The 13,536-nt window shown below is 47.5% G+C and carries 5 protein-coding genes; 2 read left to right on the plus strand and 3 right to left on the minus strand.

Annotation, left to right across the window (positions count from 1 at the left end):
* Positions 1–193: 193 nt before the first annotated feature.
* Positions 194–841 (plus strand): M23 family metallopeptidase, encoded by a 648-nt coding sequence (locus E5331_RS02150; RefSeq protein WP_123482774.1) that lies wholly within the window; start codon positions 194–196, stop codon positions 839–841.
* 149 nt (positions 842–990) lie between these two features.
* Here the strand turns inward: E5331_RS02150 and E5331_RS02155 are convergent, their stop codons facing one another.
* Entirely contained in the window at positions 991–2,142 is a 1,152-nt protein-coding gene (locus E5331_RS02155; protein ID WP_123407908.1) for an IS4 family transposase, read from the minus strand.
* Between the two features lie 229 nt (positions 2,143–2,371).
* On the opposite strand from E5331_RS02155, the gene E5331_RS02160 reads away from it, so the two are divergent.
* Positions 2,372–3,265, plus strand: coding sequence for an Abi family protein (locus tag E5331_RS02160; protein WP_123482776.1), 894 nt, complete (start codon positions 2,372–2,374; stop codon positions 3,263–3,265).
* 465 nt (positions 3,266–3,730) lie between these two features.
* On the opposite strand, the gene E5331_RS02165 is transcribed toward E5331_RS02160, so the two are convergent.
* Positions 3,731–4,141: a hypothetical protein gene (locus E5331_RS02165; RefSeq protein WP_135947545.1), complete on the minus strand. Its 411-nt coding sequence runs from the start codon at positions 4,139–4,141 to the stop codon at positions 3,731–3,733.
* A 58-nt stretch (positions 4,142–4,199) separates the two neighbouring features.
* Positions 4,200–13,535: a SpvB/TcaC N-terminal domain-containing protein gene (locus E5331_RS02170; RefSeq protein WP_275441030.1), complete on the minus strand. Its 9,336-nt coding sequence runs from the start codon at positions 13,533–13,535 to the stop codon at positions 4,200–4,202.
* Position 13,536 lies beyond the last annotated feature (1 nt).

Genomic DNA, 13,536 nt, shown 5'->3' on the forward strand with positions numbered 1-13,536 from the left:
ATTCAGAGGTGTTTGTAAGTATGATTTTACTTTGGTTTATGCTTATTTAATATAAGACATAATAATCATACTTACTTTTATACTCTGATGCGATATAAACAAGTATTACAGTTGCTTAGAGTATGATATTTTGCTTAAACTGATATATGTAAAAATAGAATGTGGTTTGATATGGTATTGTTACCTTTGCGCCATGTTAAGGAATTTATTGCTCATGACGGGGTTGGGCTGTTGCATGGCTGCATCGGCACAGTTCCATACAATAACGCCCCATGCGGCACGTTACAGGATTGAACGTGTCACACAGGGGACGGTAGGGAAAACAAAAGAGATTACGGAAGAAGCGGCATCGGCGGAGTCGTCAGCCGACACCGCTTCAATGCGGAAGCAGTGGATTGACAGCTATCTTAGCGTGTCATATCCGCTGAAGGAGATTTTTGTGACTTCGCCTTTTGGCGTGCGTACAGACCCGTTCACGAAAAAACGCAGGAAACACAACGGACTGGACTTGAAGGCTGACCGGTGCGAGACATACGCCATGATGCACGGCATCGTGGTGAAGGTCGGACAGGACAAGGTGTCCGGGAAATATGTCACTGTGCGGCACGGGGACTTCTCTGTCAGCTACTGCCATCTGTCCGAATGGCGAGTGAAGAAAGGTGACTGTGTGAGACCGGGGGAGGTGGTAGGTATAAGCGGCAACACAGGACGTTCAACCGGGCCGCATCTGCACCTGACCGTCAGAATGGGGCGGCGACACATAGACCCGGGTGTGCTACTGCAGTTCATCGACGAGACAAGGCAGCAGGCATTGGAAAAACTATCCGATTACAACCGTTGACACGCCGTTTTGGGGATTAAAACCGTCTCGAACCGTCTCGTAACAAGTTTTTTTGGTGATTATCTGCAATATTGTCCTAAATAATTTTTGAGTGCTACTCAACGTGCAGAGGCATCAGCCTTTGCAAAAATGACATCAGAGTAATCCCCCTAAGGCAAAAACGGCTCTTCGGGAGGCGGTGTGAAGGGTTCGTCAAGCCATTTGTTGAGGTCGATTTTGGTAAAGGTGTTAAGTCGCAGAGAGACAACAAGATTAGCCATTGCCCACTTGTACTTGGCGATGTGTTTCAGCCATGTCAGGATGAGCATGGTTATCAGTGCAGTCCAGATCTGGATTTCCACGGCGTTGCGTGTGGTGCCGATGAAGCTCTTTATGCGCAGAAGCTGCTTTAGATTGCGGAAGAAAATCTCAATATTCCATCTTGCCTTGTAGATTGCGGCTATCGTGGAGGCGGCAAGAGTGAAGTTGTTTGTCAAAAGTTCCACCACGAAACCATGTTCTTCGTTCCATACGGCAATTCTGCGGAGTTTCTTTGGATATTTCTTTTTCGCGACTGGAAGTTCCAGTTCAATTTCCTCATCAATAAGCACGTCCTGCGCCCGCTTTTCAGGCAATAGACGCTCACGGACGGTCTTATACCTGATGTTGTCCTTGTGCCGGACCACAAAGAACACATTGTTGCTGTCCCAATGGCTGAGCAGGCTGTAATCACAGTAGCCACGGTCGGCAACTACAATTGAATACGGATTTACAGGAATGTCGTAGGCCGCCTTGTTGTCAGAGCCTTTCCCGTCTGTAATGTTCACGAATTCAGGCAACAGACAGTCATAATCAAGAAGCGTGTGCATCTTCACAGCGCCTTTTGTCGTGGTATAATGCGCCCAGTCGTAGACAGACAGCGTAAGCGATATGAGCGTCGAATCCAACAGCCGCAACGGCATCTTGAAACGAAATTTGCCATGAATCCACCCCGCCTGCTGTCCGAAATGCTGATAGAGGCGGTAGAAGATGTCTCGGAATACCGAACAGTCGCGATGGGCGTTCTGATATGCCACTGTCGATTTTGATGGCGCACGGCTTATACCGAGATGGTTGAGGTTGCCTGTGGCGGATTTCAGCCCGTTGGATATGTCCCGCACGGAGTCGCAGTTGGAAAACTGACAGAAGACCATGCTGATTAGCTGACTCCACGTGTCATAACCCTTGTTGTGCTTGTCTGTTTGGGCCTCGCGGATTATTTTTCTGATTGTTTGACGGGGTAACTGGGCGATTGTTTGTGCGAAAAGTGTTATATTTGCCATAGGAAGTAGTTGAGTTGGTCGCTCACTACTAAGGTAGTCATTTTTTGCCTTAGTAACTACTTCCTATTTTTATTTTTGCCCAAAACGTTTAGGACAATATTGGATTATCTGCTGTTTTTTCTTGAAAAGTTTGCAGGATTGGAATAAAAGCACTACCTTTGCATCGACAATTTCCGCCACGCCTCTTTTCAATGCGTACCAGGGCGGAACTTTTGCTTTTTATACATTTATGGATTATACCAAACAACCGCTGAATTATCCCCAGATTCTTCAGATGCTGAAAGACCGGGGCCTAATCATCAGAAATGACAATGATGCTGTAGCACAGTTAAAAATCATGAGTTATTTCCGTCTGGCGAACTACCTTCGTCCTATGGAACAAGATAAGACAACTCATGTGTTCAAACCAAACAGCCATTTCGACAATGCCATCAATCTGTATTACTTTGACAAGAAATTAAGGGCATTGATTTTTACTGCTATCCAAAGTTTTGAAATTGCTCTTCGCTCAAAACTGATACACCATTTTTCGATGGCTTACGGTTCTTTTTGGATAATGGACAGAAATCTATTTACAGACAATAAAATTTTCACCGATTGCTCTATCCGTGTCCAACAGGAAGTATTCCGTTCAAAGGAAGATTTCATTCAGGAACACTTTGACAAATACTCAAATCCTATCATACCGCCCGTATGGAAAACTTTGGAAGTGGTCTCTTTCGGCACGTTGTCAAAGATTTTCTGCAACCTAAAAGACACTAAACTCAAGAAGAAAATTGCGAGGGAATTTAATTTGCCACAGCACGAATATCTTGAAAGTTGGTGTAAATGTGCCGTGGCATTGCGCAACTGTCTTGCACATCATTCTCGCACATGGAACAGAAGATACCCTCTGAAACCACAGCTTCCCGGTAAACTGAAAGGTGATTGGATTAATGCCTCCATAACACTGCCGACCAAACTCTATGCCCAGCTTTGCTGTCTGGCATACTTGCAGAATGCAACCCATCCCGGCAACGACTTCAAACAGCAGTTGAAATCATTACTGAAGGCTCATCCTAATGTCGATGTTACTGCGATGGGTTTCCCGGTCGGATGGGAAAACGAGCCGCTTTGGAAGTAAGGCAATTACTCAACCAAGATTTATTGCTGATTCCAAGCCTATTCTTCTGAAAGAAGTTGCCTAATTGAAATAAAATCATTACTTTTGACCGACAGTTTCCGCCACGCTTCCCATAGAACAGCGTACCAGGGCGGAACTTTTGTTTTTACATCCCTGATTATTTGCCTTCTGCGAAATTGATTTTGGTCGGAGAATTTGCAATAATTCCGACCAAAAATTTATTTAAAATCATTACTGAAGTCTCATTCTAATGTCGATATAGCATCAATAGGCTTCCTTGTTGACTGTGAAAACGAGCCACGGGGGGGGTGTGTATCAATGGCTGAAATACGTTTTTAACGTTAGAATATAAATAAGAAAAATCGTATCATAGTCTGGATACTTGGCTTGATACGACTTTTCTCAATCTTGTAATTACAATCAAAAATATTTTGAGAGTAATTGTGGTTTTACATCAGTCTTTTGTCATTCATGTGATTTTGTTGTTAAAACAAAAATCGCTTCATCATGATATGACTCTAAATCTTCAGTTAACCATTGCTCGGTTTCTCGAACACAATAGAACGAAATTACAATATCTTCCTGATTAACGCTCAAAACGATGTTAAACTTATCAGGAAATTCCTCCAGCAATTTAGCTAAAGCGAATGCAAAATTCAAACTTATTCTAAGAGTATATGCTGTATTCGGATATTTATCAACATATATTTTATTATTCGAATATTCATTTCCAGTTTTATCCTCATAATAAAGTTCAAATTTTTTTACAGATTTATAAGTGTAGCTATTCACATCCTTTCTAAACTCTACTCCGGTCTCTATATAGTTATAAAGCCTTCGAGGAATGGTTGTAGTTAAGAGAGGCTGGTATTCCATCTTATATCTGTTTAGAATAGTTTTCATATTCTCATTCATAGAAACGAGATATATAGAATTACTCATTCCCAAGATATTTATTTCCTGTTTGTATAGCTCTTTGTACATTTGGATTTGATAATTGTTCGTTTACTCTATTTGGTGCTGGTACATCCCATTTATTTGTTTTAGGGTCACGAGAATAAAAACGACCATCTTTATTATTATATAAATATTTGTTGTTTTTATTATCTTGAAAATGTATTTGTCCTGGCCGTTGTCCCGGATTTGGATTTTCAACATCAATTCGATTTCCTTTTGAATCTTTCCACAAAGTTTTACTATTGACTTTAGTTCCTCGATTATTGGATGCTGTCGAATTTCCAGTATCAAGATGTCCTTTCTTTTCAGAGAGATTTTTACCTGCAGTAGCCATCATTACAGCTCCGTGCGCTGTAAGACCTGCTCCAACAGCAGCATCAGCACCTACTATAACTACAACAACAGTAGAAGTTCCAAGCGAAGGACCTTCTGCAACGAGTCCTACCGTAGTAATAGATGTTCCACTTGCAACCATAGCAGAACCTGTACCACTTTCAATAGTTCCCACGGTTAGACTGGCAATATCACCAGCTGTTAATCCTGCATTGAAGTCCTTGGGATCTGAAACATTTCTCCCTGCATATGTTCGGATATTGGTTAATCCACCAGTAGCATTATCTACAAGAGCAGCACCAAATCCTTTTACTTTATCCCACCAATCTTGACCATTAGGGTCACTAAATCTTATTGGATTATTTCCTGTATAACAATATGAAGAATAATCCAAATACTTTTCTTGCATCGGATCTGTTGACATCCATAAACTTAGTCTCGGTTCATAGTACCTCGCTCCATAATAGTACATACCATTTTCTTCGTCAAATTCTTTTGCATTGAAGAGATAAGGCGTGTTCCATACATTGTTGCGTTCCTCTATGAAAACTTCTCCGAATGGCACATATTCAATGTGCTGCACAACTTCGCCGTCAAGATTGGTGATGTAGCTGGAACTACCAAGATGGTCGGGATGATAGTAGAACTGCAGGTTCTCATAGTTGTCTGGATCTTTGAATGACTTTACAACTGTACGAGACCGAGCTTTGTTAGCCTCTAATAGAGCACCCTGTGTTCCGTCATTGCAGCAGAATCCTTCGCCATCTGCATAGTTGTCGTTGTCGGTTCCGTTGTAAGGCACATCAAAGGTCTTGTAGTTGTCCTTGATTACCTGCTGTTGAGCCGCATACTTAGCTTTGTAGTTTACCGAAAGACCGTCAGTGTTGGCACCGGCATATTCGATACGGCGCGGGTCAGAGCCATAGGAGGCGAAATCGCCGACCTTAGACACAATGCGCTGGCTGCCTGCATAGATATGCTTGGTGTAACGACCTCCCTGGTTAGCAACGAGGTACGGACTTACATAGAGCGAGAACTTCGCGGTGTTGGTAGAGCCGCCGGAGAATACTCCGTTGACATAAACCTGATCGCTTTCGCCGGAAGTCTTGACTGTGCGCTCGCCGTCAGCATCATACCAGTAGTTGGACACGAAGCCGTTATCGTCCACTGCAAGCAGACGGTTTTCCTCGTCCCAGATGAGCTTGCGCTCTCTTGTGCCGACCTCATTATGTCCATCGTTCATCATACGTCCGGTGTTCACATATACAAGATTTCCGTTCTTATCATACAAATATACGTGATTATTTTCGATATTATTGTCTCCAGGAGTCTCTTCCGTGCGATAATTCACATCTTTAACACTTGCAAGCTGGAATTTCTTACCGGCTTCAGTACCGTATGTGTATGACAGGTCATAGCCCACATTGAGCGTACCATTGAACTGCACGTTGTCCTGAGTCAGATGCTGGCTCTTGGACTTGATGCGGTGCATGTTGTCGTAGCCCATGGCAAGGGTGTAGGATGCTGACTTATTGTCGGCACCTGTGTATGTACCTGTTGCGGAAACGAGGCGGTATAGTCCGTCGTATGTATAGGCATGCGACATCTGGTCGCCGGCATTGCCGCTGGCAGGAAGTGAAGCGTTGTTAGCCACCGAAAGGACATTGCTGACAGCATCAAAGGTGTAGTCGTTGTCCATGATGGTCGTATTGCCGCTGTTCACCGCGAGGTTACTCAGGCGACGGCGGTTGTCGTAGGTGTAGAACGTCTCTGCGCCGTTGCAATACTTCAGATAACTGCGCTGCTCGAACTTGTCATAGCCCAACTTGGTGATGTAGTCATAGCCGTATGACTTCTCGCCACGGACTTTCTCAAGCAGACCGCCGAGGTTGTACGAGTAAGTCACCTTTTCCTCGTCAGGATAGATCATCTCAAGGAGGCGGTTGTGGCTGTCGTAAGTCCACTGGGTAACGTATGTGGCAATCGCCTGGTTAGGCACGATAAGCGTGCGGCGTGTCTTCGTCACCTCACCCATCTTGCCGTAGAAGTATTCGATGGCACCGGTTCCATCCTCACGCATCATCAGACGGCCGATACGGTTGTGGGATGCGTTGCGGCCGCCATAGTAATACTTCACATTGTTTTCGGGATGGTCAGGATAGTTGATACCCGTCAGACGGTGGTAGTCGTAGGTATAGGTAATCATCTTGCCTTCCTCCGCCATATTAGCCGTCTGCTTGGTGAGCACGTTGCCGAGTGGGTCGTAGGTGAACGAGGTGATACCGCTTGCCGGGTGGTTGACCTCCGTGCGGCGGTCACCCATGTCATAAACGGATGTCGTCACGTTACCTTCGACATCAGAAACCTTTACAAGTCGCTGGATGCCGTCGTACTCGAATGTGGTGGTAATATCACCGTCTGGACCGCTGTGCTGGATAGACTTGACAGTCTTGCCACTACCGTTGGTAACAGTCGATTGACTATTGCCGAGTGCGTCCGTCACCGTTGTTACGAGTGCATTAGACCCGCTGTCAAGGGTGTATTCTGTCTTTGTCTCGGACTCGTCCGGGAGTGTCACACTCAACGCACGGTCAAGAACATCATAGACCGTCACAGTCGGGGTAACATTGTCAAACGTGGTGCTGAACGAGGTCTTGCTGCCCAGACTCTCGGTAGTGGGATAGTATGCCTTTGCCACACGTCCGAAAGCGTCATAGACGTTGCGTCCGCTGACAATCATCACATTCTGGTCGGATGCACCGGAACCCTTCGCAGCCGTAGTGACAACACCGTCCTTCTTCACCTGAACAGGCCGTCCGAAACCGTCAACGAAAGTCACGGTTTCAAGATCGTCATTAGGATGCTGAATGTCGTAGTGCTTGGTCACTGCGTATGCAGGGGCGGTGATGCCCGATTCACTAAAGCCTGCTTTTTGCTGATACTCAAATGCGATGATATAAGGAACACCGGTTGCCAGCTCGTTAGGGCCGCGAACCTTGGTTACACGACCGATGTTGTCAAGCTCAGTCTCGTAGTAGAAGTTGTTAAGGTCACGGCGCTCCAGTGCCATACCGTAGCGGTAATCGAAGTTGCCCGCCTCGCTGCGGTAGCCCCAAGCGTCGTCGATACGCTCGACATACATGTTCATCTCTGGCTCATAGCGGTACTTGTACCACATACGCTGTCCCGTGCCGTTGGCAGGAAGAGTCTTCTGGGTGATATTGCCATAACGGTCGTACTTGTAGTCGGTGACTGCCGTTCCGCTGCCGAGCTGCTGTGTCACCTGTGTCAGATGGTTCGGGTACTTGGTGTCGTAAGTCGCCGACACGTTGTGATACGTCGAGCCATCGCCACCGACAACGGTCACATTCGTAGGAAGTCCGAAAATGTGCTTGTCGGCATTGGAGGTGTACTGGATGTTTGTCGCATAGTCATAGCTGCCCGTGCCGCTGTTGCCAAGGCTGCCCTTGTCGCTGTAGCGGTAGGATTTCAGTTCTCCATGATAGCCGTTGAGATAATACTCGTTCCATGCCTCTGAGATTACCATCCCCTGCGAAGTACCCTCGTACTGCTTGTTGGCAGTATAGCGTAGAGGAACGAAAGCCGATGCACGGTCACTATAGATTACATCCTGCTTTGTGAAGGAGTAGTTGTCCGCATTGGCGGTCATGCTGTAAGCGTCATACTCGTTGACAGTCTCAGTGAACTTGTTGCCTGCTGCGTCAGAAACGTATGAAGCCACAAGGTTGCCGGACGTGTAGTAGTTGTCAACGGCAAATTCCTGAACAGACTGGCGATATACGCCGTCGCCCTTCTCGGTGTCAAGGCTCTTGGTGATGACCTTGCCGAAGCCGAGGAAGTCACGCTCATGGCGGTCACGGAAGCCGTCAGCGTATTCAAATGCCGCTTTCATCAGCGGACCGTCGTCATGGATACCGTCATCAACGGTCAATGCCGACATAACCCACTTGCCACCGGGGTGTCCGTAGGTCGGGGTCGAGTGTGCGTAATCCAGCTCGAAGCGTCCGCCGATAGAGTTGGTGACAGTCTTGAGCATATTGGTACGGCCGATAGCAGAGCGTGTAACAGTAAGCTCACTCTCACTGTTGGAGGTCACGATGTCAAGATAGCCGTCGCCGTCAACATCCTGCAAAGAATAATTGGTACGATTGATACTGTGACTCAATGTCACGCCGGGATTTGTAGATATTTTTAATGACGGTCCAATAGGAAGAGGTATAGGAATAGAAACCGTAAAAGCTACATTTCCGCCTTCGGATGTAGATGCTGACTTGCTTAATGCTTCCACACCTTGCCATACAAACGGAGTATCGAATCCTATTCCGGTATTCAATGCAACCATGATGCCATTGCCGGATTTCCAAACCTTGTCGGGTAATCCGTCTGAATTGACATCCGTAAGATTGTATTGTTCCTCATTCGCGGAAGTTACTATATTGTATCCACCTGCGAAACTGCCGGAACCTTGGTTATATCCGCCACCGACATTTGCTGTATAAGACTGGCTCTTGCCGCCCTGTATGCGGTCAATATCCCAGTCGATAGGCTCAGTGAAAGAATAGCCTAAATTCAATCTTACTTTATTCCCTGATATAATTTTATCAGCAAGACCATCGCCGTTCACATCAACAAAATTCTCAATATTCCAGTCTTCGTTCGATGGCGGAATGCTGAGAGAAGCGGAAATAGAACCCTTTGCCTTGTTGCTTGATTCTTGGTTGGCAGAGGTATTCTTTCCGTTAGCAATCTGTTTAATGGTCGCTACTGCTGAGAGGATAGGATCGCTACCGAGCGCAAAGCCTTGTGCCTTACTGCCACTGGTGATTGTTCCCATACCTTCCAGTACCTCTCCACTGATACCACCAAGCGTGTTGGTATATTGGATTTTTCCACCGGCGACAATATCCGGATAGCCGTCACCGTTCAGGTCTATCATCATGGATTTTGTCTTGCTGTCACCGTTTGCGTCATTGTACGTGAATATTGCACCGCCTTGTACAACATTGTTATGGCTTACCATTTCCTGCGAAATTGCTGCTGCACCTGTTCCTTGCAGATGCTCGCCGGCAAGTCCTGATACGTTTCCGATATTCTCAAACGGATTGCTCAGTACGACATCCTGTTCTGTAAGACGCGCCGCACCCATATTGGTCGCAGTGATGAAAATTTCCTCACGCTGTCCGCTCCATCGGTCGAGCTTATTCAAATCCGTGCTTAATGGAGTAAATGCCATTGTTAACGGATCAACCGTTGCATTCTCATCCTGCGGCAAAGTCAGAAGAGATTCATCAATCGGACGGGAATAACGGTTGTCGGAGGCGTTATAGACGAAACCTCCCCAGCCACGATACAGATTTCCGAAGCCTGCCGGGTCGTTGGCTGCATACAGATTAGCCTCCGCTGTCTGTGGCAACAATACTGACGGAGATTTTATCTGAACTGAAACGCCAGTAATAGCATCGCCAATCTTACAATCATCAGAGAATAATTCAAACCAGACCTTATCGCTGCCGATGTCGGATTTCAGTATGGAGATAGAATCATTCGCCACAATACCGCCGGTAACAGCAAATGATTTCTTACCCAACAGTCTGTCTGTGGTCTTTACGGTCAAAGTGAGGCTGCCATTATATGACGGATTGGAGAATGTAATGACCGGCTTGACATAAAGCACAGTATCTGCCGTTGTCGGCAAATACGAAGGCGCATTTACGACATGGTTTGAATACAGCGTATAATCCGGACAGACTTGACGGTTCTGCTGTGTCCCGGTAGAATCTGTATAAGAAACGACAGGACTCCATTTGACTGCATTCCAACGAACATTGGATTCCGAGCTAACGACAAAACGGAAGTTTGTCAGTCCGTCTGTATTCTGCAGTGATATGGTGACATCATCGTTGTAGCTCTCATTCCATGGGAATGTGCGGGTATATACCTGCTTCTCGACATACGACGGGTTGTCGTTGCCATTACCATCCTTTTTGTCGGTTGACCCGATAATGATGAGGGTCACATCATCCGTTGTCGCAGGTTTAATGAAATTACCAGATATACCGACAGTCTGATTCCCTTTCTCAATGCTTAAATAAGTTGAAGCAAAATACAATGCACCTTCTTCCGGCTCGTATTTAGTCGTTGAGTAGCCGTTTGGCATGGTTTCCTCTGTACCGGCATAGGTTATGACCGGATGCCAAACCACTTCATCAAATGCGCCGTTACTCATTTCCTCCGCCCCTGACTGGACACGGAAATATATACGATCGCCCTTGTTTACGGATATTGATGAAGCATTTGCCTGATAAGAAGTCACGTCACCCTTTGCGATGGACTGACTCCACAATTCCGAACCGCCTTTCTGTATGGCGACACGGACTCCATCTGCTTTTTCATACGCCTCCGTATCATAATCGCCCGTAGGAGTTACAAGAGATACAGAGCCAGAAATGCTGATGACACCGGCTCTCGGTGCCACCCATACGCGGACGGCATCCTCCATTGGGGAGATACGCAATGCTTCTGCCTGTTCTTCCGGATCAACCGCACCTACGGACACGTCAATCTTTGTCGGGTCATATATAATCGGACTTGGAGTGTCTGCACTGCTGAGAGTGAATGTCGGAACAGCATTGCCTTGGGCATCAAAGTCGATGTGATTGAAATAGACCTTGCCGTTTGAAACGAGGTCAATCAGACCATCTCCGTTTATATCAGAGAAATAAACGGTCGTCTTGGTCGTGGTTTTGGACGCATCTGTACCAATGGTAGCCACTGCAGCACCCCATCCAGCCTTGACATCTGCACCGCCAGAGTAAGTGTTACTGCTTGAAGATGAGAATCCGCTTATTCCGTTTACCCTAATCGGCTCTCCGTAAGAGACCTCACCTGTATCACTATTCCTTAACTGAGGACGATAATAGACAGAGTTTCCATCACGATATACCTTGTCTGGCAATCCGTCACCGTTCAGATCTACAAATGTTGAAAGACCTTTGGATTTGTCGTTGGAATAGTTGAAGCTTCCACCGATTGTACCTGATGTTGACGAACTTCCATCGTATATTCCGACACCGGCATAGAACGAACCACCCACGGAAGAACTTGTCGTTCCACCGAGAGCCGTAGGCTTGTCACTGAACATGTCCATTCCCTGCAACGGATTGATGAACCCTGCATCCAGTCCGTCATTATGTGTGTTCCATGTCTCGGATTGTGACTTGAACGGCACATATCCGCTTGCCGACTGCACGTCATCGTAATAGTCGAATTTCTGGAAGGCGAACTCCTGTCCCTGGTCGTCAAACTGACGAACACCCTCCAACAAATCCTTGTGGAACGCGCCATCAACGTATGAGAACGTGTAGCTGCGCAATTCCTCGCCCATGAAGTTGATAGAAACTTTCTCAAGCAGCCTGTTGGAAGAGGTCAGATAACCATAACGTGCGTTGTTGGCTTTCTGCCGCTTGGTCTTGTCGCCTGTCAGCGTCACCACGGTGTGAGGCTCGCTGCTCTCAACATTGCCCGCACTGACCTTGGAGAGATAGATGGCCTTTGCCACCAGTCCGCCACGAACCGGCTCGTTGGCTGTCGTGTACTCGTACTCTATCCAGTCGCCGTGTGTTTCTACAACCTTCTTGAGCTTCCATTCGGAAATCACCTCGCGTGTGTTGCCAGCGATGTCGGTAATCGTGCCCTTGATCACTGCGCCCTCGCCACCATAGGTATAAACCACGCCCTGCTTGTCGGTCACTTCCCAATAATAGTTGGCCGGACTGTCGCCCTTACGGATGATTCGTGAGAAGTCACCGCCCTGACGGGTATAGAACTGACGGTCAGTCTTGCGTGCAATCTTGTCGCCACGGTGGGCCACGCTCATCGCACCGTTGTCATCCATTGTAGAGAGCATGGAGCCGGAGAGCGAATAGGTCTCGGTCTCGTCTGCAAGGTCATAACGCGGCACACCCCAACGGGTATCAAGCGTGATGGACGGTACGGAGAGGTCCCAGCCCTGTCCGAGCCATCCGTTGCCACCGTCACTGTTGTAGCTGATGGCGAGAGAGGGAGCCATGCCGTTACGTGCCGGAGGCATCTCAAAGGCGTACTGCAAGTTGGCCGAGCCACGGTTGTTTGCCGATGGCGGTGCTATGATGTTGAGCTTCGCCGTTGGGTCTGCCGCCTTGATGTCGTTCATCATGGTCGGGGCGAAACCGTCGGTCTCAGGGGATTCGGGTGCCTGTATGACACCGTTGATCATGTCGGTGAAGTGAGTGGTCTTGGATTCCACGTAGGCCAGTTCCTTGTTGACCCTCACCCTTTCGAGAGCCACCCAGTGCCCCTCTTTGGTGTCGTAGTAGAATGTTCGTATATCGTCTTCCGTATAACCGCTCGGTATCCTCGTGCGGTCATACTTCAGGCGTACTGTAGCACCCTCTTCGGTGAAGTGCGTGCCGTGAGGGAGGAAGCGGTAGCCGTCGCTCTCGCCCGTGACATTGCACATAGCAAAGTCCAGTTCCGGCAATGCCGTACTGTCCACCGCGCAGATGGAAAGGCTTACCGGGCGCAACAGCCGTCCCTTTGCCACGGCAAGAGTGCCGCCGGCCACGGAAATGCTGTCTGAATGTGCCGTGGTGAAATATTTACGGACGGATCCGTCGGCAGAGACCTTGTCCTCATTTGCATTGGTCTGTTCCGTTTTATTGCTGGGAACAGCTTCGGCAACAGTTCCTTTTGCCGTTGTATTGCCGGATGTAAACTCTTCCTTCTGTTGCGGAGAAGGATTGCCGCTTTCTGTGGCCGCCAATCCGGGTGATGCGTCGGTGGCGTCAGCCACTATGCTGGTGCCGATGTCTTCCTGCCGGGGCATGGCGTCTGCTGTTGAGCCGGGATACATGAAAATCCCTGCCAAACCTGCCGCCGACAATATGACGGAAGCAACGGCTATGATATATGACCGTTTCATA

Origin of the sequence: Lepagella muris, assembly GCF_004793975.1 — a bacterium.
GTDB lineage: Bacteria > Bacteroidota > Bacteroidia > Bacteroidales > Muribaculaceae > Lepagella > Lepagella muris.

Bases quoted from the DNA above. Each gene is read 5' to 3' on its own strand.
- E5331_RS02150 (WP_123482774.1), top strand. From the start codon at position 194: ATGTTAAGGAATTTATTGCTCATGACGGGGTTGGGCTGTTGCATGGCT.
- E5331_RS02155 (WP_123407908.1), bottom strand. From the start codon at position 2,142: ATGGCAAATATAACACTTTTCGCACAAACAATCGCCCAGTTACCCCGT.
- E5331_RS02160 (WP_123482776.1), top strand. From the start codon at position 2,372: ATGGATTATACCAAACAACCGCTGAATTATCCCCAGATTCTTCAGATG.
- E5331_RS02165 (WP_135947545.1), bottom strand. From the start codon at position 4,141: ATGGAATACCAGCCTCTCTTAACTACAACCATTCCTCGAAGGCTTTAT.
- E5331_RS02170 (WP_275441030.1), bottom strand. From the start codon at position 13,535: ATGAAACGGTCATATATCATAGCCGTTGCTTCCGTCATATTGTCGGCG.